Source organism: Cyanobium sp. A1C-AMD, from assembly GCF_024346495.1.
GTDB lineage: Bacteria > Cyanobacteriota > Cyanobacteriia > PCC-6307 > Cyanobiaceae > Cyanobium_A > Cyanobium_A usitatum.
Genome location: NZ_JAGQDB010000014.1, coordinates 1 through 21,424 on the forward strand (window position 1 = coordinate 1; position 21,424 = coordinate 21,424).

25 protein-coding genes are annotated in these 21,424 nt (G+C 61.6%); 13 read left to right on the top strand and 12 right to left on the bottom strand.

Annotated elements, in window-relative coordinates:
- The coding region (locus tag KBY74_RS04080; RefSeq protein ID WP_396123079.1) for a hypothetical protein at window positions 1-221 on the bottom strand (221 nt) is incomplete at its 3' end.
- Between the two features lie 284 nt (window positions 222-505).
- On the opposite strand from KBY74_RS04080, the gene KBY74_RS04085 reads away from it, so the two are divergent.
- The 3 genes from KBY74_RS04085 to KBY74_RS04095 all read left to right on the top strand — a co-directional run bounded on the left by KBY74_RS04085 (window position 506) and on the right by KBY74_RS04095 (window position 2,952).
- Window positions 506-766 carry an AbrB/MazE/SpoVT family DNA-binding domain-containing protein gene (locus tag KBY74_RS04085; protein ID WP_254941615.1) on the top strand — a complete coding sequence of 87 codons (261 nt, stop codon included), beginning with the start codon at window positions 506-508 and terminating at the stop codon, window positions 764-766.
- Entirely contained in the window at window positions 763-1,146 is a 384-nt protein-coding gene (locus tag KBY74_RS04090) for a type II toxin-antitoxin system PemK/MazF family toxin (RefSeq protein ID WP_254941616.1), read from the top strand. The genes KBY74_RS04085 and KBY74_RS04090 overlap by 4 nt, the downstream gene beginning before the upstream one ends.
- A gap of 120 nt (window positions 1,147-1,266) precedes the next feature.
- Window positions 1,267-2,952 (top strand): protein adenylyltransferase SelO family protein, encoded by a 1,686-nt coding sequence (locus tag KBY74_RS04095; protein WP_254941617.1) that lies wholly within the window; start codon window positions 1,267-1,269, stop codon window positions 2,950-2,952.
- On the opposite strand, the gene KBY74_RS04100 is transcribed toward KBY74_RS04095, so the two are convergent.
- Window positions 2,934-3,605 (bottom strand): L,D-transpeptidase, encoded by a 672-nt coding sequence (locus KBY74_RS04100; RefSeq protein ID WP_254941618.1) that lies wholly within the window; start codon window positions 3,603-3,605, stop codon window positions 2,934-2,936. The two genes, KBY74_RS04095 and KBY74_RS04100, sit on opposite strands and share 19 nt — an antisense overlap.
- Before the next feature lie 19 nt (window positions 3,606-3,624).
- Window positions 3,625-4,044, bottom strand: a complete 420-nt coding sequence (locus tag KBY74_RS04105; RefSeq protein ID WP_254941619.1) for a nuclear transport factor 2 family protein — start codon at window positions 4,042-4,044, stop codon at window positions 3,625-3,627.
- 224 nt (window positions 4,045-4,268) lie between these two features.
- Here KBY74_RS04105 and KBY74_RS04110 point away from each other — a divergent pair, with 224 nt between their 5' ends.
- Window positions 4,269-5,024 carry a glycosyltransferase gene (locus tag KBY74_RS04110; RefSeq protein ID WP_153062442.1) on the top strand — a complete coding sequence of 252 codons (756 nt, stop codon included), beginning with the start codon at window positions 4,269-4,271 and terminating at the stop codon, window positions 5,022-5,024.
- A gap of 13 nt (window positions 5,025-5,037) precedes the next feature.
- Window positions 5,038-6,489 carry a glycosyl hydrolase family 57 gene (locus tag KBY74_RS04115; RefSeq protein ID WP_254941641.1) on the top strand — a complete coding sequence of 484 codons (1,452 nt, stop codon included), beginning with the start codon at window positions 5,038-5,040 and terminating at the stop codon, window positions 6,487-6,489.
- A gap of 6 nt (window positions 6,490-6,495) precedes the next feature.
- Here KBY74_RS04115 and KBY74_RS04120 read toward each other — a convergent pair whose 3' ends face one another.
- The 5 genes from KBY74_RS04120 to KBY74_RS04140 all read right to left on the bottom strand — a co-directional run bounded on the left by KBY74_RS04120 (window position 6,496) and on the right by KBY74_RS04140 (window position 11,374).
- Window positions 6,496-7,161, bottom strand: a complete 666-nt coding sequence (locus KBY74_RS04120) for an SDR family oxidoreductase (protein WP_254941620.1) — start codon at window positions 7,159-7,161, stop codon at window positions 6,496-6,498.
- A 45-nt stretch (window positions 7,162-7,206) separates the two neighbouring features.
- Window positions 7,207-8,016: a prohibitin family protein gene (locus KBY74_RS04125; protein ID WP_106501758.1), complete on the bottom strand. Its 810-nt coding sequence runs from the start codon at window positions 8,014-8,016 to the stop codon at window positions 7,207-7,209.
- 26 nt (window positions 8,017-8,042) lie between these two features.
- The gene (locus tag KBY74_RS04130) at window positions 8,043-9,122 is read right to left on the bottom strand and encodes an alanine/ornithine racemase family PLP-dependent enzyme (RefSeq protein ID WP_254941621.1); all 1,080 of its coding nucleotides are present in this window, start codon (window positions 9,120-9,122) and stop codon (window positions 8,043-8,045) included.
- Window positions 9,119-10,261: a DUF1611 domain-containing protein gene (locus KBY74_RS04135; protein ID WP_254941622.1), complete on the bottom strand. Its 1,143-nt coding sequence runs from the start codon at window positions 10,259-10,261 to the stop codon at window positions 9,119-9,121. The genes KBY74_RS04130 and KBY74_RS04135 overlap by 4 nt, the downstream gene beginning before the upstream one ends.
- A 93-nt stretch (window positions 10,262-10,354) precedes the next feature.
- Window positions 10,355-11,374: a GGDEF domain-containing protein gene (locus KBY74_RS04140; RefSeq protein WP_254941623.1), complete on the bottom strand. Its 1,020-nt coding sequence runs from the start codon at window positions 11,372-11,374 to the stop codon at window positions 10,355-10,357.
- A 107-nt stretch (window positions 11,375-11,481) separates the two neighbouring features.
- Here KBY74_RS04140 and KBY74_RS04145 point away from each other — a divergent pair, with 107 nt between their 5' ends.
- A complete protein-coding gene (locus tag KBY74_RS04145; RefSeq protein ID WP_254941624.1) occupies window positions 11,482-11,802 on the top strand; it encodes a 4a-hydroxytetrahydrobiopterin dehydratase in 321 nt (106 codons plus the stop codon).
- On the opposite strand, the gene KBY74_RS04150 is transcribed toward KBY74_RS04145, so the two are convergent.
- The gene (locus KBY74_RS04150; protein ID WP_254941625.1) at window positions 11,799-12,650 is read right to left on the bottom strand and encodes a galactose mutarotase; all 852 of its coding nucleotides are present in this window, start codon (window positions 12,648-12,650) and stop codon (window positions 11,799-11,801) included. The genes KBY74_RS04145 and KBY74_RS04150 overlap by 4 nt on opposite strands.
- 146 nt (window positions 12,651-12,796) lie before the next feature.
- Between KBY74_RS04150 and KBY74_RS04155 the strand changes: the two genes are divergently transcribed.
- Both KBY74_RS04155 and KBY74_RS04160 read left to right on the top strand, forming a co-directional pair.
- Window positions 12,797-12,973, top strand: coding sequence for a hypothetical protein (locus KBY74_RS04155; protein ID WP_206603458.1), 177 nt, complete (start codon window positions 12,797-12,799; stop codon window positions 12,971-12,973).
- A 77-nt stretch (window positions 12,974-13,050) separates the two neighbouring features.
- Window positions 13,051-13,254: a hypothetical protein gene (locus tag KBY74_RS04160; protein WP_254941626.1), complete on the top strand. Its 204-nt coding sequence runs from the start codon at window positions 13,051-13,053 to the stop codon at window positions 13,252-13,254.
- 3 nt (window positions 13,255-13,257) lie between these two features.
- On the opposite strand, the gene KBY74_RS04165 is transcribed toward KBY74_RS04160, so the two are convergent.
- Window positions 13,258-13,482 (bottom strand): hypothetical protein, encoded by a 225-nt coding sequence (locus KBY74_RS04165; protein WP_254941627.1) that lies wholly within the window; start codon window positions 13,480-13,482, stop codon window positions 13,258-13,260.
- Window positions 13,483-13,724: 242 nt separating this feature from the next.
- On the opposite strand from KBY74_RS04165, the gene KBY74_RS04170 reads away from it, so the two are divergent.
- A complete protein-coding gene (locus tag KBY74_RS04170) occupies window positions 13,725-14,855 on the top strand; it encodes a DUF4912 domain-containing protein (protein WP_254941628.1) in 1,131 nt (376 codons plus the stop codon).
- Here the strand turns inward: KBY74_RS04170 and leuS are convergent.
- Complete coding sequence (leuS, locus tag KBY74_RS04175; protein ID WP_396123080.1) at window positions 14,852-17,491, bottom strand: leucine--tRNA ligase; 2,640 nt, start codon at window positions 17,489-17,491, stop codon at window positions 14,852-14,854. The two genes, KBY74_RS04170 and leuS, sit on opposite strands and share 4 nt — an antisense overlap.
- A gap of 58 nt (window positions 17,492-17,549) precedes the next feature.
- Window positions 17,550-17,789: an Hfq-related RNA-binding protein gene (locus KBY74_RS04180; protein ID WP_254941629.1), complete on the bottom strand. Its 240-nt coding sequence runs from the start codon at window positions 17,787-17,789 to the stop codon at window positions 17,550-17,552.
- Between the two features lie 32 nt (window positions 17,790-17,821).
- On the opposite strand from KBY74_RS04180, the gene dapF reads away from it, so the two are divergent.
- The 4 genes from dapF to KBY74_RS04200 all read left to right on the top strand — a co-directional run bounded on the left by dapF (window position 17,822) and on the right by KBY74_RS04200 (window position 21,424).
- Window positions 17,822-18,934: a diaminopimelate epimerase gene (gene dapF, locus KBY74_RS04185; RefSeq protein WP_254941643.1), complete on the top strand. Its 1,113-nt coding sequence runs from the start codon at window positions 17,822-17,824 to the stop codon at window positions 18,932-18,934.
- Complete coding sequence (locus KBY74_RS04190) at window positions 18,935-20,119, top strand: aminotransferase class V-fold PLP-dependent enzyme (RefSeq protein ID WP_254941630.1); 1,185 nt, start codon at window positions 18,935-18,937, stop codon at window positions 20,117-20,119. It abuts the gene before it with no gap.
- Window positions 20,119-20,811: a DUF1995 family protein gene (locus KBY74_RS04195; RefSeq protein WP_254941631.1), complete on the top strand. Its 693-nt coding sequence runs from the start codon at window positions 20,119-20,121 to the stop codon at window positions 20,809-20,811. Before KBY74_RS04190 ends, KBY74_RS04195 begins: the two co-directional genes overlap by 1 nt.
- Window positions 20,812-20,884: 73 nt before the next feature.
- Entirely contained in the window at window positions 20,885-21,424 is a 540-nt protein-coding gene (locus KBY74_RS04200; RefSeq protein WP_254941632.1) for a DUF4330 domain-containing protein, read from the top strand.

Below are 21,424 nucleotides of genomic sequence, written 5' to 3' on the forward strand. Positions count from 1 at the left end.
TTGCGCAGCTCAGCAGCGTTCTTGCTACCAAATACCTTGCAGACTGATGCTTTGAGCTCGGTCAGCGTGATAACTGGTTCTGGGAAAGGCTTTCCGTTAATTAACTCTGCAAACGCCAACAGGCTTTCGGCATCCGGAGCCCCAGCCGAGAGTATCTCTTCGATCCTTGTTAAGACCGCAGTCCGATCGAGCTTCTTGCGCGTTGGCGTCTTGGTGGCCACGGCTCAGTAGGGCTGATTGCCTTTGATAACCCACCGAACGCCTCCACGGGGGGATTTGTCATCACCTGTTCGCCGGGGGATTAGAAGCCAATGCGCATGAAATACCGAATGCCCCGGCGTCTCGCCTGATTTCAGCCCCCCCCTTGCGTAGAGCAAGCCTTCCCGTCGGCCTTATGACGACCCGGGATCGCCAGGCTGTGCCCCTCGCTCACCGGGTAGATGTCGCTGCTGTGCCGCCCCATCGGCCTGGGGCGTTTATCCTTTTGTTTATACGTCTGATTCTCATGGCCGCCACCCCTTCCCGGCAGGCCCTGCGCCGCTGGGGCAACAGCCTCGGTATCCGCTTGCCCGCATCCATCGCCCGGGATGCTCAGCTGCAGGAGGATCAGGCCGTGGAACTCTCCGTTGTGGAGGGAGGCGTGATGATCAGGCCCGTGCAGCGACGCCTGTCTCTGGCAGAGCGGCTAGCAGCGTACGAGCCCATGGCTGGCGAACCCACCGAAGCAATGGCCTTCCATCCGCTCGGTGCTGAGGTCACCGAGTGAGTCCCCGCCAAGTGGTTCAGGGCTGGGTGCCCGATCGCGGCGACGTGATCTGGATCGACCACAACCCCCAGGCTGGTCGGGAGATGAAGGATCACCATCCCTTTGCCGTCTTGTCCACAGCTTCCTTCCACACCAAGGTGGGCTTAGTGGTGGGCTGCGCCATGACTTCAGCGCCCTACAACCGTGGTTCCACCCTTGCTGTGGACCTGGGCCCCATCCCCGATCGGCCCGATTCCCACAGCTATGTGCTGTGCCAGCAACTCAAATCCTTCGACTGGCGCGCCAGGGGCGCTCGTCCCCATCCGATTGGGCGACTGCAGGACTCCCAGCTGGAGGAGGTGTTGGCGGTTGTTGGGCAAATCCTTGGGTTTGTCGTCTGAGCCATAGGACGCCAGTTGACGCGCCCTCGATCAGGACCTGCTCGATCGGCCCAATCGCTCAAGCTGAGGCCTCCATCCCTAGCCTCCACTGATCCCTGCCGGCCAGAACCCGCGAGCCCCGTGAGCACCACTTCGATCACATCCTTCGCTGAGTTCGCGCAACGGGCTGATTATTCGCTGCTGGAGTCGCTGCAGGCAGATCCCCAGGCCACCCTGGATGGCCACGATCACCGCCCCCGCCAGGTGTTCTCGGGCCATTACGTGCCGGTCACACCCACGCCCCTGCCAGTGCCCGCCTATCTGGCGCACAGCCACAGCCTGTTCCAGGAGCTGGGCCTTAGCGATTCCCTGGCCCACGACGAGGCCTTCCTGCGGCTGTTTTCCGGCGACATCAGCGTGGCGCGGCAGCCCATGCGCCCCTACGGCTGGGCCACCGGCTATGCCCTCTCGATCTACGGCGCTGAATACATCCAGCAGTGTCCTTTTGGCACCGGCAATGGCTACGGCGATGGCCGGGCCATTTCCGTTTTTGAAGGCGTGTTCAACGGCCAGCGCTGGGAGCTGCAGCTCAAGGGCGGCGGACCTACGCCCTACTGCCGCGGCGCCGATGGTCGGGCCGTGCTGCGCTCCAGCGTGCGCGAATTTCTGGCCCAGGAGTTCATGCACGCCCTGGGCGTTCCCACCTCCCGCTCCTTGACCCTCTATGGATCCGGCGCCGAAACCGTGCGCCGGCCTTGGTATGCGCCGGGGTCCACCTCCTTTGATCCCGACGTGCTGGTCGACAACCCAGCGGCGATCACAACCCGGGTGGCGCCTTCGTTTTTGCGGGTGGGGCAGCTGGAGCTGTTTGCCCGCCGCGTACGCCGCCAGGCCCATCCGGAGGCGCTAAACGAGCTGCGCCTGATCGTGGCCCACCTGATTGAGCGCAACTACCGGCCGGAGATCGATCCGAGCCTGCCCTTCAGCGACCAGGTGCTGGAGCTGGCCGGCCTGTTTCGCACGCGGCTGATTGCCTTGGTGGCCCACTGGATGCGGGTGGGGTTTTGCCAGGGCAATTTCAACAGCGACAACTGCGCTGCCGGTGGCTACACCCTCGACTACGGCCCGTTCGGTTTCTGCGAACGGTTCGATCCCGGCTTCCAGCCCTGGACCGGTGGCGGCGAGCACTTCAGCTTCTTCAACCAACCTTTGGCCGCCGGAGCCAACTACCAGATGTTCTGGTCGGCCCTGCGGCCCCTGCTTGCTGACAACAGCGATGCCCTGGCCCAGCTGGATTCCATCCGTGACGGCTTTGCCGGTGCGATGAACCAGGAGCTCGAGGCGATGTGGGCCCGCAAGCTGGGCCTGGCTGCCCCTGATGCCGCCTTGGTGAACGAGCTGTTGGAGCTGATGCTGCGGTCCCAGGCGGATTACACGATCTTCTTCCGAAGGTTGTCGGAGATTCCTGCCACCACCCCCGAGCACCTCTCAGCCCTCAAGCAGAGCTTCTATGAGCCGAGTTCGGAAGCCCTCGACGCGGCATGGAGCGGCTGGCTGGAGCGTTGGCGTGCCCAGATTGGCGACCTGCTCGAGACCTCCGCAGCCATGAAACGCTGCAACCCCGCCATCACCTGGCGCGAGTGGCTGATTGCACCGGCCTATCAACAGGCGGAGCAGGGCGACACCGCCTTGATTCAGGAGCTGCAAGCGGTGTTCAGCAATCCCTATGAAGCGCCCTCAGCAGAGCTGGCGGCGACCTACGACCGCCTCAAGCCCAGGGAGTTCTTCAACGCTGGTGGGGTGTCGCACTACAGCTGTTCGTCTTGAACACACTTGCCGCCAGCGGCGTTGATCACCACCTCATCGCCGAGCTTCACGGCTGAGAGCAGGAGCTTCAAATCTGGTTCGGCCACGTTCACGCAGCCGCCGGTCACCTTCTGGCCGATGCGTTTGTCGTTGTTGCTGCCGTGAATGGCGAAGCTGTACCAGCGAAACTTGCCGTCGTAGGTGTTGAAAGCGAAGGGCTGCTTGACGCTGTCCACCGGCTCCAGGCTTACGTAGCCGCTGCCGTATTCGCCGATTTCGCCATCGCCGTCGAAGTCGATGGCGTTCATGTTGCCAAAAAGCGTTTTGCGCAGCTCGGCCTCGCTCTTGCCCGACTTGGCGATCAGGCCTGGATCCATCACGAAGGTGTTGCCGCTGAGGATGGCATTCACCCGGAAGCGGCCCAGGGGTGTGTAGCCCTCCTCGAAGCGGCTGCCGGCGCAGGTGATGCCGTTACGGCCGAAACCCACCTTAAAAATGGTGCGGTCCTCGCCCCGTGGCAGCACCCCGAAGCTCCTGGAGGGATCCTTTGGGTCGAGCTCGATCCGGATGGGACCGGTAACTGCGGCCGATCCTGGCTTGGGTTGCTTGTTGGCGGCGCAGCCGAACAGCCCCGTAGCCAGGGCGAGCAGAGCGAGTGTGGAGAAAGGGCGCATCACGGCTCCTGCAGCTACCTCAGCCCACAAAGCGCTTGTAAAGCCAGCGCACAAAGCCGCCGAGCACAGGCACCGGTCCGAAGGTGGGGCCCACGAAGTCGAAGTAGTCGCGGTGGTCGCAGATTTTGCCCTCGCTGTTGAAAAGCAGCCGGGAGGTGCCTGGATACACAAACTCAATGCCCTTGATCTTCAGACCCATCTCCCACTCCACGAAGGCCGAATTGGCTTCGATCGCAATCGCGCCAGGGGTGAGGTAGGTGTCGTCACAGCGTTTCAGCAGGCCCTCCTGGGCTTTGATGTAGGCCGAAATGCCTTCTCTTTCCTGGGTGGGATCGCTGAAGTGCACGTCCTCGGCGTAAAGCTGCCGCCATTGCGCCTCGCTCGGGCCGGGGGCGCCGTAGGGCTTGTTGAACAAGGCGCGCAGCTGGGCAGTGTCCACCGCGGGTAGATCAAGGGCTCAACCCAGGATGCCGCAGGCCTGGAGGTGCGCAAAGGTCAGGGCGACATCCGTGCTGGGCGCCTTTGCGCTCAAGTTTTAGAAAGTTTGATTTGATCAGTTTTCGTGGTCAAATCATTCGGATTTTGCCTATTTGATCATGGAGCAAAGGGCTTGGGGTCTCCAGGGTCGACTAGGATGGATGAGCTCGCAATAATTCAACTAATTTGACGACCGTTAGCGTCATTACTCCGACCAGGCTTTTGCCTGATCGATTGCCTATGCTGAGCAAGCTTAATCGTAGCCTGAACGAAAATAATTGCAGTATTGAACATGTGATTGTCGTTGATGGCAACGACCTCGAAGCCCTGCCTGCCGAGCTTGCCGCCAACGCCACAGTGATTGCTTCTGCCCGGCCGATTGGTCAGGCGGCAGCGCGCAATCTTGGCCTGCTTGTTGCTCGGGGGGAGTGGATCACCAGTGCCGACGACGACGACTGGCTTTACCCCCATTCCATCGACAAGCGCCTGGCCGCAATCAATGGCCAGGCAGGGGCCCAGTGGGCAGCCGGTTATTGCACTGACGATCTCAAAAATGATCCTGCCATTGTGGCCGCTGGGCCATGCCTAGCGGGTGATGTTTGGCGAGCCTGGCCATCCCCCCATGACAGCATTCCCCTGGGGCCAACAACCCTGCTTGTCCAGGCTGCCCTACTCAAGCGTGTCGGTGGCTGGATGGGCCTGCCACAAGGTGAAGATGTAGGCATGATGATCGCGGTTACAAGTAGTGCTCCAGGCGTACTTATTTCCGATTATGTCTATCACATACGCCTACATGTTGGCCAGATGACTAAGTCGGCTTGGTTTGATGATTTGGAGCTTTTGTCGCGCCGATCTGCTTGGGAGCGCGGTCAAACCATTCTTTCTCAGCAGCTTGCAAGTTCATCAGTGCCGCTGATTCGCCAGCGCATTGCCACTCTTTGACGATCTCAAACCTGTGAGCAACCCCTCCCTGCCGCCGATCGCTGGCCGCGAAGCAGAAATCCTCGCCCTGGTGCAGCAGCAGCAGCCTGTATTTCTGCCCACCACCAATCTCAAGCTAGAGCAGCTTCGTTCAGGCTTCGCCTGTGCCCTGCACATGCACCAGCCCACGATTCCAGCCGGTGCCAATGGAGAGCTGATCTCCCACCTCCAATACATGGTTGAGCATCCCGGCGAGGGTGACAACCACAACGCTGAAGCCTTCGCCCATTGCTATCGGCGTTTGGCCGACATCATCCCCCAGTTGATTGCGGAGGGTGCCAATCCGCGGATCATGCTGGATTATTCCGGCAATTTGCTGTGGGGATTCCAGCAGATGGGTCGCCACGACATCCTCGAGGCGCTGCAGCGGCTGGCCTGTGATCCTGCCCTTCAACCCCATGTGGAGTGGCTCGGCACCTTTTGGAGCCATGCCGTGGCCCCCTCCACGCCAATCCCGGATCTCAAGCTGCAGATCCTGGCCTGGCAGCATCACTTTGCGGCCATGTTTGGTGATGAGGCCCTGCAGCGGGTGAAGGGTTTCTCGCCGCCGGAGATGCATCTACCCAACCACCCAGACACGCTCTACGAATTCATCAAGGCCCTGCGGGAGTGCGGCTACCGCTGGCTGCTGGTGCAGGAGCACAGCGTTGAGAATCCCGATGGTTCCGCCCTCAGCCAGGAGCAGAAACTGGTGCCCAACCAATTGGTGGCACGCAGCTCCAGCGGTGAGGTGGCCTCGATCACGGCGCTGATCAAAACCCAAGGCTCCGACACCAAGCTGGTGGGGCAGATGCAGCCCTACTACGAAGCCTTGGGGCGTGGCCCCATACCCCTTGGCGGCAAGTCCGTGCCGGCCCTCGTCTCCCAGATCGCCGATGGCGAGAACGGTGGCGTGATGATGAACGAATTCCCCCAGGCCTTCATCCAGGCCCACCAGCGCATCGCCGCCGAGGGCGGTGGTGCTGGCACGGTGGCTATTAATGGCAGCGAATATCTCGAGTTGCTTGAGGCCGCCGGGGTGTCTGCCGGCGACTATCCGCCGATTCAGGCGGTGCAGCAACACAAGCTCTGGCAGCAGCTGGGCGAGACACCCAACTCTGCAAATGTTGAGGCGGCCATCGCCGAGCTCCAGGCCCGTGATCCCTCCTTCTCGATGGCCGGTGCCTCCTGGACCAACAACCTCAGCTGGGTGGAGGGCTACGCCAACGTGCTGGAACCGATGACCAGCCTCAGCGCGGCCTTTCACCAGCACTTCGATCCCCTGGTGGCGGCCGATCCCTCAGTTACCCAGACCCAGTCCTACCAGCAGGCGCTGCTGCACCTGCTGCTGCTGGAAACGAGCTGCTTTCGCTACTGGGGCCAGGGGGTCTGGACCGACTACGCCAGCGAGATTCACCGGCGCGGCGTCGTCAGCTTGGGCGGTTGAGCGGTATTACCAAGGCAGCACCTCGCCGTTGGCGTGCCAGAAGCCTCCGCTGGTTTCCAGGCTGAGAGCATCAATGCGGGCCAGCAGGCCCCGCACCGCCTCCTCGGGGCTGATGCCCTGGGGGTTGAAGTTGACCATGCGGGTGCGCACCAGCCCCGGGTGTAGCAGTGCCACGGCGATGCCGCGGGGGCGCAGGTCGATCGCCAGGGATCGCCCCGCCATGTTCAGCGCCACCTTTGACATCCGGTAGCCGTAGGAGGAGCCGGAACTGTTGTCGTCAATCGAGCCCATGCGGCTTGTCATCAGCGCCAGCTTGGAACCGGGCTGCAGATTCGGCAGCAGGGCGGCCACGAGCAGCAGGGGCGCCATGGCATTCACCTCAAACTGGCGCCTGAGGCTGTCGCTGTCGAGATGCTCCAGGCGGTTGGTTTCAAGGATGCCGGCGTTGAGGATCACCCCGTCAAGCGGCTGGCCAGCTAGCCGTTGAAGCAGAGAATCAATATCTGCTTCGGCGGTGAGCTCGATCCCCGCCTCAAGGCGCACCCCCAGCGCCTCAAGTTCCGGCGACGGCGTGCGGCAGACGGCGATCACCTGATCGCCGCGGGCCTGTAGTTGTCTGCAGTACTCGAGGCCAATGCCGCTGTTGCTGCCGGTAACTAGGAAAGTAGGCATCGCTGGCCTGCGCAGTTGCTCAAGACAGGCTGATTTAAGCCTGCATCAGCGCCGTCCGTTGACGATCACCGAGTTGCCGCTCCCCCCAGCCGTACCAGGTAGGGCCGGCACCACGGAGGTCTGGCCATCCCACTTGTCGAGGAAGAGCTTGTAGAGCACCTGGTCATCGAGGCTTGAGTTGAGCGTTTCGTAGCGCTTGGCTTCCTGCTCGGCGATCAAGACCTCTGTTTGGGCGCGCAAAAGCTGCTGCTCGGCAATTTGTTTTTGTTCGATAGCGGCGCGGTATTCCTCGGCGATTTGCAGGCCGGTGAGATCGAGTCCCTGCACGCTCACATAATCAAATTTGCGCAGTTCCTCGGCCACCTTCTCCTGCACCAGCTCCGAAATGGAGTTCCATTCGGTGGCGATAGTCACCAACTCGTATTGCGAAAAGACTGATTTGAGTGCCTTCAGTAGTGATGGTTGGATTACGCGCGGATAGATCTGCTGGTCATCTGTGGCGATCGTCTCGTAAATCCGCCCCGCTTCTGCGGGCTTCATGGCGTATTTCACCGTGGCAGTGGCCTGGATCACCTGGAGATCCTTGGTGAGAGTCGAAAACTGCTCCGGTCGCACCTGGGTGCGCACGTCAAACAGCGAAGTGTTCTGCACCAGAGGGGCCTTGATGTTGGCGCCGGGGCTGCGGGGGGTACCGGTGACCTTGCCCAGGGTTGTGACAACGGCCACGTTGCCGGCCGGCACGATGAACACGGTTTGGCTGAGCAGAATCGCGATGCCCACCAACACGGCCGCAATCAGGCTGAGGGTTGCTCCAGGACCATCGGGACTGCCAGCTGAGCGAAGGGGCGACTGCATGAAGGGGCCATTACCAATTGCGAACCCTAGGCAGGTCCGCCGATGAAACAACGGCTCACAAATGGAGATGTCATCGCCCGCAGCAGGCTGCTGTAGCTGACCTGGAAGCGCTGTTCATCGCCCGGCGCCAACGCCTCTGCCGCTCCGCTCACCACCAAGTGGTCGCTGGAGGCGCCCTCGATGCTGATCCCAGGGGCACTAAGACCGGCTGGATCGGCATCCTGTTCGCCCAGGGCAAGTAGTGCTCGCATGGCCATGGGTTGCTCTGGTTGCTTTTGGGGAGCGACTGGCCCTTTGGCAAAACTGGTGCAGTGACGCTTTCCCCAGGCACGGCTTGGCTTGCGCTTGGACTCGATCACCTCTGCCACCAGGGTGATGGCATCTGTGTACAGCCCTGGTATGGCTGTGCGGCTGAGGGGCTCTCGCCCCAGCAGGAGGGCCTCGCCGAGGCGCAGGTGGTTGATGCGCCCCGGATCGCCGCCACCAGTCAGCCAAGGAAGATTGGCTGAATTACCTCCCGAACACCACTCGAGCCTGATGCCAAAACGCCTTTCCAGGGCTTCGATCAGACGCGATAGTTCGCCCATATTCGCTTCATCTGGGGCAACGCCGTTTTGACAGCCCAGATTGGTGCCGATGCCCACTAGCAGCAGGTTTGGCAGGGCCAGGGTTAGTAACACCATCGCCTCAAGGTCTGCCGCGAGAATTCCCTCGCGCAGATCCCCTAACTCCACCATCAGCAGCACTCCGTGGCGCACCCCCTGGCAATGCGCTGCAGCTGCCAAGGCCTTGAGCACCACCGCCTCGCTGTTGCAGCTAATCGCCGCATGGGCCACCACCCGATCCACCTGGCTGAGCATCGGCGAGCGAATCAGCAGTAGGGGCACGCCAAGCTCGCAGTGGCTAAGCGATTCGATTGATTCGATTCGCGATTCACCGATGGAATGCACCCCTGCCGCCACCCAGGTGCGCACAATTTCCGGCAGGCCCAGGGTTGCCTTGCTCACCCCGGTCACCTTGATTCCTTGGCGGGCAAGCCGATTCACCATGGTGGTGGCGTTGTGCTGCAGGTGCTCGAGATGAATCTCCAGCCGCGGTGCGCTCAAAGCTGGCCGTCAGTTGATATACACAACTCGGGGAAAGCCCGCAGCACCATTGCCACCAGAGCAGAGGCAGGTCGGCTCACCGCATCAGTAACAGGAATGGCGAGCTCGGCCGCATAAAGGGCAATGGCCGCACTTACCTCGGCGTCATTCATGCCCTCGTGATTGAGGGTTAGGCCGATTACCCGCGTTGGCGCGAAGGATTCGATCAGGCGAATTTCGCTTGCAGGCGTGGGCATCGGCATAAACGGAAAGTCGCTCAGCTGCCGGCGTGCCGGCGCGTGCTGCAGCACCACCGCCTGGGGCTGGCTGCCCCGCAGGATGAAGCTGGAAGAGAGATAGGCGGGATGGCTGAGGGCCCCTTGGCCTTCAATCACGATCACCGCAGGTTTTTCCGTGCAGTAGGCCTCCACCACTGCGGCCTCCACCTCCCCTGAGCAAAACTGCGATGGAATGGCATCAAGGGGAATGCCATAGCGCCCCCCTTGAATCAAGCCGGTTTGCCCGGTGCTCACCAAAGCGGCGTGGATACCGCTGGCGTTTAGGGCTTGAACCAGAAGCGTGGCGGTGGTGCGCTTACCGATGGCGCCATCGGTGCCGAGCACGGCGATTCGAATGCAGCGTGCCTTGGCGATCGAACCATTGAACAGGCGCAGATCCTTCAAAGCGGCTGGACGACGCACATCCCTGATTGACACTTGATGACGCTTGGCCGCTTGGGCAAATTCACTATCGTCGTTGAGGAATTCGCGCATGCCGCTGACCAGATTTAGGCCAGCTGCCATGGCCAGCAGCAGAGCCCGGCGATCGTCTTTGCCATAGAGGCCATCTGCAGGCGCCATGCCATAGATGAAGGTGCTGGCGCGGGGCCCTGGCAAGGCAAGGGCCTCATCTAGATCAGCCACGATGGGTATGCCGTTGCTGATGCCGTCTAGTAGCAGGCCTGCATCAATTCCAGCTGATTGGCTATCAATAATGGCCCTGATTTCAAAGGCCTCACAGAAGCGCACTAGGCCGTGGGCGGTTTTGCCATCGAGCCCCGCGAAGTTTCCCTCGCAGTAGACGACTGCAGCCGACTTAACCGCACTGTGATGCGGTGAAATCGCAATGGTCAGGTCGTTGACCTGTTTTAGAAATGCCAAATAAGCCAGGACCCATCATTTACCCAGACTTGCAATAAGTCTGATGTGGTGATTTCAGGGCTCAGAATTGGCCGCTGAAGGGCGTGGATATATTTACTCTAGGGCGCTTTCTGCTTCTAGGGGGTCAGCCAGTATTTCGGCGATCTGGTTTTGGCCATTGCCCTGCGCCAGGAATAGGGCCCGTTCGGCCCGAAGCAGTGCATCGAGGGGCTGGTGATCGGCTGGGGCAAGCAGGGTCAGGCCGCCACTGGCGGTTAGCTGGTGGCCGCTGGTTGAAAAGGCCCCCCGCAGCTCGCTGATGCCAGTGCGGATGGCATCGGCCCGTTCCATGGCTGTAGCGAGGTCAACATTCACCATCAATAGGGCGAATTCCTGGTCGCCGGTTTGACCCACCAGGTCCTGCTCGCATAGCTGGGAGCGCAGTAGGGCGGCAACGTCCATTACCGCCCGATCCGAGGCCTGCAGACCCCAGCGGTTCTTGATCTGGTCGAAGTGGTCGAGCTGCAGGGCCAGCACGGCCAGGTTTTCGCCTCCCTGGCGGGCCCGCAGCAGCTCAGGCTCAGCTTGCTCCAGGAAGTTTGCTCGGTTTGCTAATGCGCTCACTGGATGAACCGTGGTGAGTCGACGCAGTTCAAGTTCCCGCAGCACCAACTGGGCCAGATCCTCGAGCAGTCGCACCTGGCTGGAGCTGAAGTGGCGCGGCAATCGGTCGATCACGCACAGGGTGCCGAGGTTGTGGCCGTCGCGACTCTGCAGCGGTGTGCCTGCGTAGAAGCGCACCTTTGGGTCCTGAGTCACCAGGGGATTGGTGCAGAAACGCGGGTCTTGGTGGGCATCTGGCACCACCAGGGTTTCATCACCGGCAATGGCGTGGGCGCAAAAGGCCATCTTCCGCGGCGTTTCGGTGCTGTCTATGCCGTGGTGGGCAAGGAACCACTGGCGGTCGCCATCCACTAGTGAGATGAGCGCAATCGGTGTTTCCAGCACAGTCGAGGCGAGCCGAACCAATCGCTCGAAGTGCTGATCGCCAGGATGATTTAGTACCCCCAGGCGCTCTAAATCCCTTTGGCGTAGGGATTCATCCGCCGGAATCGGATAGTCGGGATAAGGCATGGACTGAGCCGATAATGCCAATTCTAGGAAGTCTTCGGCCCGCCAACCGGGCTTCACAAGGGCCATGATTTATCTATTCCCAACAGACCTTCCCAGCAGCCCTTCCCATGGCCCTCTTCCAAGAAAGCTGTCTTCCCTGCCGCGACGGGGCGCCGCTCCTTGATGCCGCTGAACTGGCCGAATTGTTGCCCCAGTTGCCCGGTTGGGTTGTTGTGGATGGACACCACTTGCAAAAGGCCTGGAGCTTTGCTGATTTTCAGCAGGCTCTCGATTGGCTCAACCGGGCTGGAGCGATCTGCGAAGCGGAGGGTCACCATGCCGAATTCAGCCTTGGCTGGGGTCACGCAAGCGCTGAGGTGTACACCCACAAGGTGGATGGCCTAACCAGAGCTGACGCAGTTTTGGCCGCCAAACTTGACGGGGCTTAGCAGGCGCTAACGGCGTAACGGGTCTGCAGCCGGCAGGTTTCGCTGGGACCAATTTCGAGCTTGCCATCGCCACTGATCAGAGCCTGGCGAGGTCCTGTCCAGGGCTCCAGGCACACCATCGGACGGGGCGGTTCGGTCCAGAGCACCACCAGGTTGAACGGGGCGCTTAGCTGCAAATCAAGGGCCAGGCCGGCTTCCGGATCCAGCAAACGCACGTCACCACTGGGACGGACCAACAGGTCAATCCCGTCGTCCAATCGCGCCATTTGTTCTGCCGTGTCGGCGTCGGCCATCGATAGATGGTTTAGGCAGCGCTCCGGTAGCCCCTCAAAGCGGGGAGATTTGAGGTTGCTGAGGTTGAAGTAGGGGTGGAGGCCGAAGCTGAATGGCATCGGCTCCTGGCTGCGGTTCTGCACCGAGGTGTCGATCTCGAGGGCCCCTGGCACTAGGCGCAGCTCAAGCCTCAGCAGAAAGCTAAATGGATAGCTCGTCAAGGTTGTCTCGCTGTCGTTGAGCTCAAGGGCGATGCCTTGGCCATCCTCGAGAGCGCTCAACTGCCATGGCAGCTGCCGGGCGAAGCCGTGCTGACCTAGGGGAAAGTTCCCCTGGGGCAGGGGCAAGGTGTTGTCCGGCAGGCCGCCGCAGATCGGGAAGAGGATGGGAATTCCGCCCCGCACTGATTGGGCGGGGTCGAGGAAGCGTTCAAGATCGAGGTAAATCAGCTCCTTGCCGTTGCAGCGCCAGCCGGTGACCAGACCTCCCCGCTCAGGCACCACCCGCAGCAGATCCCCGGAGTCGCTGGCGAACTCCCAATGTGGATATGGGGTATCGCGGTGTACCAGGGCCACGGAGCTCGAGCGGGGTTGGCCTATTTAGGCCTGTGACCGGCCTCTGGGCGGGTGTTCCTTCACACAATCTTCCATTGATAAAGATCAGAACCGGTCTCGATCCCCTGATCAATTCCATAAGGTCTTGCAATCAACGTGTAGCAGTTATGAATCGTTCAGAGGACAGAGCGCCTCGCCAGGAATTATTCGAGCCCCGCAGCCTGGAGTGGCAAGAAAATGGCGAGTTGGCAAGCACCGAGATGTTCGAGCTGGTCAAGCGTCTGCGGGCTGTGGAATCAGGAAAAACCGTCAACGAGCTTTGGCGGCTCAGCCAGAAAGCCTGAGGCTGGTTGTCGCACCAACACTTCCCCTTGCCATCCCTGGCCAGCTTTGGTTGATTGCAAAAGTCGCAGAGCGTGCCATGCCTGATTCTTCTGCTATTGCGGAGTGGCGACATCGCGGCTGCAGCGTGCGCTTGATCAGCCGCTGTCCAGCTGCAGAGGCCTACCGCATTCAGCACTGCAGTGGCATGCCCATGGGTTCAGTAGCCAGCCTTGAAGAGGCTCGCACCCTCATTGACGACCACATTCAATTGCTTAGGCAGCGCCTTGTAGCTAGCGCTTAGTTTTCAGGGCAAAACCCCCACTAAGCCGCGGCGGCGTAGTTCCTGCTGGAATTCACTGCTGAGCGGATCTAGGCGCCATTGCCGCTGAGTCCACTGCCACAGGGCCTGGAGCCGCCAGCCCAGCCACAGAAGGCACAGCACCAGGCCCAGCCAACGCATCGATAGGTCCACGGAGTTCACCTTGTTTAAGAACGGACCTCGCTCCTGGGGAGGGGCACGGCCATTCATTGACACAAGTCGCCAAGGGCCATGGCCTCGACCCCTCTTGGCGGATCGCTTGATTTGCTCCCGCTGACAGAGCTAGGTCTTCCGTAGCACTAGCTGCCCGCTGGGGAGCGCCTAGAACCGGCTCTTGAGGCAATACCTGGTGGGGCCGCTTGCTCCCCGGACGTGGCGATCTGCTGACAAGACTCCGGAAACAGGGCCGGAATCCCTGAAAATCGACCGAGTTTCTTCGGAAAGCAGCAGTTATGACTACGTCAGGTTTTCCGATGTCGGGTGATTACGACGCCAACGATCTGACCTTGCGTCAACTGCGCCAGATGGCGAGCAACCTCGGCATAGGCCGCTACAGCCGGATGCTGAAGGATCAGCTGCTGCGGGCTATTGAACGCAGGTCAGACTCCCAGCCCGCATCTAGCCAGCCCGGCGGCGATGCGCCTGAAGGTGTTGATCTGCGCAGCATTGAAGCTGAGATGAGCTCTGCTCCCCGGCCAGTCTCCGAAACGGCAGTTGTATTTCTGCCTAGGGATCCCCAGTGGGCCTACGTGTTTTGGGAGCTCTCCGACTCCGACCGTCGCCAGGCTATGGCCGACGGTGCCAGCCAGCTGGTACTTCGAGTTGTGGATGTGACCGGTCTCGGTGCTGGTGCTGCCCACCAGCACACCATGCAGGAAGTAGTGGTCAATAGCCATGCCACCGAGTGGTACCTGCCTGTTCCCCTCAGCGACAGGGACTATCGGGTTGAACTTGGCTACCGGCTAGCTGGGGGCGGTTGGCGTTCATTGGCCTTCTCCTCGGTGGCTCGGGTACCTGCCCTCCATCCCAGTGAGCAGATCCTCGATCAGTTTGTGCCCTTCTCTTTAGATGCTGCTGCTGCTTCTTCTGCAGCTAGTGGTGCAGTCGTTATGCCGACTGCAGCTCCTGGTATTCACGAGCGGGTTTATCAGGCTGCCACCACTACTTGGAGGGCCGTAGGCCGCGGATCTGAGGCTTTCCACGAAGTGGATGCCAATTCCGACCACAATCAGGGTTTGAATGCTTCCGGTGCCGGTCTTTGGGCCAGTGGCCGCAACGAGTCCGGTGCTGGTGGTGTGGCTACTCGTCAGCGGGCCTTCTGGCTAGTAGCCGATGCCGAATTGATTGTTTATGGAGCTACTGATCCGGCGGCAACCCTGCGGATTGGTGAGGAAGTCGTGCCCCTCGGCGAAGACGGCACCTTCAGGCTTCAGGTTCCCTTCCGTGATGGCCAGCAGTTGTACCCGATTACTGCCGTAGCAGCTGACGGCGAACAACGGCGCAATATCACGCTTGAATTTGTCCGCACTACCCCGGACGCCAATGTAAACACCGCTGAAGAAGCGGTGGCTGAGTGGTTCTAGGGCACCAGATTCACTAGCTTTCCAGGCACCACGATTACCCGGCTGGGGGGCTTGCCCTCCAGCCATTTTTGTGCGATTTCGCTGTCGAGTGCCAGCTGTTCAAGAGTTGCTTTATCAGCCTTGGCGGGCACCGCCAAGCTGCCTCGCATCTTGCCCTTTACCTGAATAACCAGGTCAATGGTTTCGCGCACTAGGGCTGCAGGGTCTGGCTGCGGCCAGCTCTGAGCGTGGATGCTGCAGTTTTCGTCTGGATTGGCGCCCAAACGCAGCCAAAGCTCCTCCGCCAGGTGGGGGGCAAATGGAGCCAGGAGCACCAGCAAGGTGTGCAAAGCCTCTTTAGCTACAGGCGCAGATGCTGCCTCGAGATGTTCAGCCATCACATTGCTGAGCTTCATTAACTCAGAAATGGCGGTATTAAATTGATATTCACCATCAAGATCCTCGCTGATCTCGGCTATGGCAGTGTGAACTGCCCGGCGCAGCTCTAGCTCAGATGGCGTCAGGGTCGTGTTGGCAAACTGGGTCGCAGTTTGCTCAACCGCCCTCCCTACACCTGACAGCTGCAGGTCTCGGGCGCAGGCCCCATCCACCAGCCGCCACAGGCGCTGTAAAAAGCGAAACTGGCCTTCCACATCGGCGTCATCCCATTCTAGATCTTTTTCCGGTGGGGCCTTGAACAGGATGAACATCCGGGCCGTATCAGCGCCGTACTTATCAATTACCTGGGCAGGGTCGACGCCGTTGTACTTCGACTTCGACATTTTTTCGTAAAAAGTCTCTAGCACTTCGCCACTGATTGGATCACGGGGGTCGCTTGGATCGGCAACATCGCCCGGAGCGATGTATTTGCCGGAGTGGGGGTTTTTGTAGGTAATGCCCTGAACCATCCCCTGGGTAAGTAGGTGGGTGAAGGGTTCATCGAATCCGAGCAGGCCCCGGTCTCGCAGCACCTTGGTGAAGAAGCGGGCATAGAGAAGGTGGAGGATCGCGTGCTCGATCCCACCCACGTATTGATCAACCGGCAACCAGCTGTCCACTGCCTCGCGTGTAAACGGAAGGTCTGTGTTGTGGGGATCGCTGTAGCGCAGGAAATACCAGCTGGAGCACATGAAGGTGTCCATGGTGTCGGTCTCACGCTTCGCCGCCTTACCGCAGCAGGGGCAGTCCACGTTCACCCAACTCTCTAATTGGGCTAGGGGCGATCCGCCCTTGCCCTCAAGGTTGGCCCCCACCGGCAGCTCCACCGGCAGCTGTTCGGCCGGTACGGGCACCACACCGCAGCTTTCGCAGTGGATCACCGGGATCGGACAGCCCCAGTAGCGCTGGCGAGAGATCAGCCAGTCGCGAAGACGAAACTGCACCTTGGCATTGCCCCAACCCTGACCCGCCGCTGCCTCGGTGATCGCCCTTTTGGCTTCAGCGCTTGGTAACCCATCGAAGCAACCGGAGTGGATCAAAACCCCGGCTTCTGTCCAGGCACCACCTTCGAAGGCGTGCTCGTCGCTGCCCTGGGGAATGATCACCTGCTGCACCGGTAATTCGTACTGCCGCGCGAATACGAAGTCGCGCTGGTCGTGGGCAGGGACCCCCATCACTGCGCCGGTGCCGTAGTCGGCGAGGACGTAGTCGGCGATCCAGAGGGGGATAAGGGCGCCATTGGCTGGGTTGCGCACCCGGGCACCGATCGGCACACCCCGTTTTGGTTTGTCGTCGGCCGTGCGCTCAAGCTCGCTTTGGCGGCTCACCAGATCACAGAAGGCCTGCACGTGGATAGCCTGCTTGGCGGTGGTCAGCCCAGCTACCCGGGGGTGTTCTGGGGCCAGCACCAGGTAGCTGACGCCAAAGATGGTGTCCGGGCGTGTTGTGAACACGGTGATCTGTTCACCGGTGCCGGCGCCAGATGAATCCACAACCTCAAAGTGCAGCTCGGCGCCCGTACTGCGGCCAATCCAGTTGGCTTGCATGGTGCGCACCCGCTCCGGCCAACCCTTGAGCTTGGGCAGATCGTCCAGCAGTTGGTCGGCGTAGGCGGTGATCTTGAGAAACCACTGGCGCAGCTTGCGTTTCTCCACCAGGGCTCCGGAACGCCAGGAGCGGCCCTCGCCGTCCACCTGTTCGTTGGCAAGCACCGTTTGGTCGATGGGATCCCAGTTGACGCTTGCGTCCTTCTGGTAAGCGAGCCCAGCATCAAGAAACTGCAGAAATAACCACTGGGTCCAGCGGTAGTAATCGCTATGGCAGGTAGCCAGCTCTCGATCCCAGTCGATGGAGAGGCCAAGCCGCTTCAGCTGCTCCCGCATCGAGGCGATGTTTTGATCGGTCCAGATGCCGGGTTCAATTCCCCGCTCGATGGCCGCATTTTCGGCTGGTAAACCAAAGGCATCCCACCCCATCGGATGCAGCACCTGCTTGCCCCGTAAACGTTGCACCCGGGCGATCACATCGGTGATCACGTAATTGCGTACGTGACCCATGTGCAGGTTCCCCGATGGATAGGGGAACATCGACAGGGCGTAATAGCTGTCGCCGCAGGACCCATCCAGCTTCGCTGGCGTGCGGTGCTGAGCCGTGCTCTCCCAGTGCTGCTGCCAGCGTGATTCGAGGGCCTGGGGTTGGTAGCGGGGGGCGTCGCTCACGGCAGCCAGGCTGGATCAGGGCTTTGATCGTGCCACAGCCCAGTTGGATGTCTCCTGCTCAGCCGAGCGCACGGATCGTCGCTGCGGCCGCGCGTTTGATCAGGGTGAGGGGGCGATTTTCGTCCTGCTTGAGCGCCAGGTAGTCGATGTCCTGCCAATGCAGGATTCCCTCAAGCTCTCCCACACCCGGCACCTGGACCGCCACCGGGGTTTTATGGCGAATCAGATCCTGTAAGTGCCGAATGCTGGGTTGCGAGGTATCGAGGGCGGTGGTCCGCTTCTCGAAAAAGCTCTGCATAAGATCTAGCTGTGGCTGCGCTCGCCCCCATCGTGCTCCAGTTCAGCAAATATCAAGGCCTGGGAAATGATTTCCTCATGCTTGATGGCAGGGGAGCCTCCAGCACCGATGCCAGCTACGGCCTCACCCCGGACCGTATTCAGCGCCTCTGCGACCGCCGCTTCGGGGTTGGCGCTGACGGTGTGATCCTGGCCCTGCCGCCCCGGCAGGGCGGTGAGTTGCGCATGCGGATCTTCAATGCCGATGGCACGGAACCGGAGATGTGTGGCAATGGCATGCGCTGCCTGGCCCGCTTTCTGACCGATAGCGATGGCGATGTTCCCGGGCGTCAATGGCAGATCGAAACCTTGGCGGGGCGCATCGTTCCCGAGCTGCGTCAGGACGGCAGCATCCGCGTCGACATGGGAGCCCCCTTTCTCGATCCTGCATCCATTCCGACCACCTTGCCTTGTGGCGATAACGGGCTGCCCCAGGGCAATTTGGAAGTGGCTGGCAGCTCGTTTGCGGTCGGGGCGGCCGGCATGGGCAATCCCCACGTTGTGATCCCCGTTGACGACGTTGAGGCGGTGGATTTGGAGCGTTATGGCGCGGCATTCGAGGTTCACCCTGCATTCCCCGCCCGCACCAACGTTCATTTCGTGCAAGTAATCAGTCGCACTCACCTGGTGATGCGGGTGTGGGAGCGCGGAGCGGGCCCCACCTTGGCCTGCGGCACCGGTGCTTGCGCCACCCTCGTGGTGGCCCATCTGCTGGGGCTGGCTGAACGCTGCGCGCGCCTCGATCTCCCAGGCGGGCCCCTGGAAATTGATTGGGATGGAGCCAGTGGTCATGTGTTTATGGCGGGCCCCGCTGTGGCTGTTTTTGACGGCGTCGTGACCCCCGAGCTCTGGGGCGATGAGCCCTTTGAACTCGAGGCCGCCGCCCCGGTGCAAAAGCAACCAGACGCTTCGCCTGCTGTCGACTGCGCCAGCGTCTGCACCAATGGCTGCATCCGACCTGAAGCCTGCCCTTCAGCCGAAGCCAGGGCCCGGGTTGATGCCCTGCTCAACAGCAGCTCCCTCGACGACCTGGTGGCCTTGGCCGCCAATTCCCTTGAATCGCGGATTCGCTCCCGCTTTGAGAGCGATCCAGCCCAGGGAGGCTAGGTGGGCTATCCGGCCAGTCATCTGCCAGCACTGGCTGGCTACTTCGACACCAGCGCCACCACTCCCACCGCCACTGAGGTGCTGGAGGCCATGGCCCTTGCCCAGGCCACGGCCTGGGCTAACCCCTCAAGCCTCCATGGCCCTGGCCTTGCAGCAGCAGAGCTGCTCGAACGCTCGCGCTTAAGCCTGGCCGCTGGGCTGGGCTGCGAGCCAGATGAACTGGTGGTGACCTCAGGTGGTACCGAGGCCATTCATCTAGCCCTGCTCGGGGCTGCTGCTGCCCTCACACCCGGCCGGCTGGTGATATCGGCGGTCGAGCATCCCGCCACGCTGGCGGCAGCTGCCCAACTGCAGCAGCGCGGTTGGAGCGTCCAAGCGGTGCCGGTGGATAGGCAGGGATTGCTTGATCTCGACGCCCTCGATGGCTTGCTGGTGCCTCCAACCCGTCTGGTCTCGGTGATCTGGGGCCAAAACGAGGTTGGTAGCCTCCAGCCGATTGAGGCGATCGGGGCCCGTTGCCGGCGGGCGGGGGTGCTGCTGCACGTTGATGCGGTGCAGGTTCTGGGCCACCTGCCGATCAATTTTCGCCAGCTGCCCATTGATTTTTTGAGTGGGGCGGCCCATAAGCTGCAGGGCCCCAGGGGGGTTGGGTTGCTGCTGGTGCGTCGTGGCCTCGCCCTCCAGGGCCAGCTTGGTGGTGGCGGCCAAGAGGGCGGTAGGCGTGGCGGCACCGAACCTGTGGTGCTGTTGAGCGGCTTCGCTAGGGCCCTGGAGCTCAGCTGTGCTACGGCTTCGCTGGCACCCCTGCGCGACTCCCTGCTGCATCGGCTTTTGAACCTTCCCGGGTTGCGGTTGAGCGGTCCGCCCCCGGGCGACTCCCGCCTGCCTCACCACCTCAGCCTGTTGGTGGCTAGCAAGGCTGGCCTGCCGCTTTCCGGCCGCAACCTGGTTCGTGAGCTCTCCCGCCAGGGCTTCGCCCTGAGCAGCGGTTCGGCCTGCAGCAGCTCTGGATCGGCTGCCAGCACCGTGCTCCGTGCCCTGGGCTATGGCGAGGCCGACGCCGCAAGTGGCCTGCGCATCAGCCTCGGGCCCTGGCATTGCGCCGCCGATCTTGAGGCCCTGGTCCAGGCGTTGCAGATGGCGCTTGCGGCCTCGGTAGCGTCGGAGCATCCGTTGACGGCCTAATGCTCCCCCCCGATCTGCGCAGCGCCGAAGCTGAAGCACTGGCGGCGATTCAGAGCGCCTTGGCAGCAGGAGCCAAGGGGCTTTGGAGTGTCGAGCTCCGTTTCGAGGGCCTGCGATTGCTCCCCTTGGCCTTGCGATTGCAGGCTGGTCTCAGTTCAGCTGCACCCAGCCTGAGGTTGCTTTGTGCCGATGCCGGCGCCACTGCCCTTGCCCAACGCGATGCCCCTGATTTCGCAACCCGAATTGCCAGCCTGCGCGATCAGATGCGCCTTCAGCAGGCTGATGGCGGCAGCGAGGGCGTGCTGCTGCTGGTGGCACCTTCCCCCGCCGACTACGAGGAGGTGGAGCAGGTATGCGCCCTGCACCGCGGCGTTGTGTTGCTGTTAAACGGCAACCTCGAGGATGCGGCCATCGGTATCGGCAGCGTGGCTCGGGAGCGCCGCAAGGGTTTTCTGTCCGGCTGGCAGAGCGCCTATGCCCTGATTCCAACAGGAGATGGGGCCCTGCGTCGGGCCTGTCCGGGGATGTGGGAGCTGTATCGCTGCGATGCCGATGGCTATCGCTTTGTTTGCAGTTTCGACCAGAAGCCAGACATGGAGCAACGGGCGTTAGCCATGGCGGGTGAAGCCGGCTTGGGGCTCGGCGCCAACCTCAAAGTGATGGACGCTTTCATTGAAGGCCTGCGCAACTAGCCCCCTGCGGACCCACTTGCACTGGATCTAACCGGCCAGCCTCCGTACACTTCGCCAAACACAGACCTTGCCGATGGCTTCCGAGAGCGACCAGAGCCCTGCAGCAAAAGGACGCTCCTGGAGCCTTGTTGACATCGGCGCCGGAGTTGCGGTGCTCCTTGCTGCCGCAGGGGTGATCTGGAGCCCCAAGCTGAGCGGAGCGGTGGCTCAGGCCACCGGTGGCCTCACCCCAGTCACCGTGCTGGTGGATGTGCGTGGCGTGCCGGTGGCTGATCCCAGGGCCTTGATTCAGGCCGCCCAGGAGGAGGGCAAGGTTGCAATCGTGATCCGTAACCAGCCCCATGGCTCGGTGGCGATCAAGCAGGTGTTGCCCCTGCAGCGGCGCCTGGTGGCGGTCCAACCCAACGGATCGGTGGTGACGGCTGTGGACCCCAACCAGGCAACCCTGGGCAGCCTCGATGCTCGTTTTGTGCTCCAGGGCCAGGGCCGCAAGAGTGCTGGCGGTGTGGTTTTTGGCAACCAAACCCTCAAGATTGGTGCCCCAGTGGAAATAGAGGGGGAGCAATTCCGCGTGGGCGGCACGGTTAGCGGGCTCAAGGTTGGAGGTGGCTGA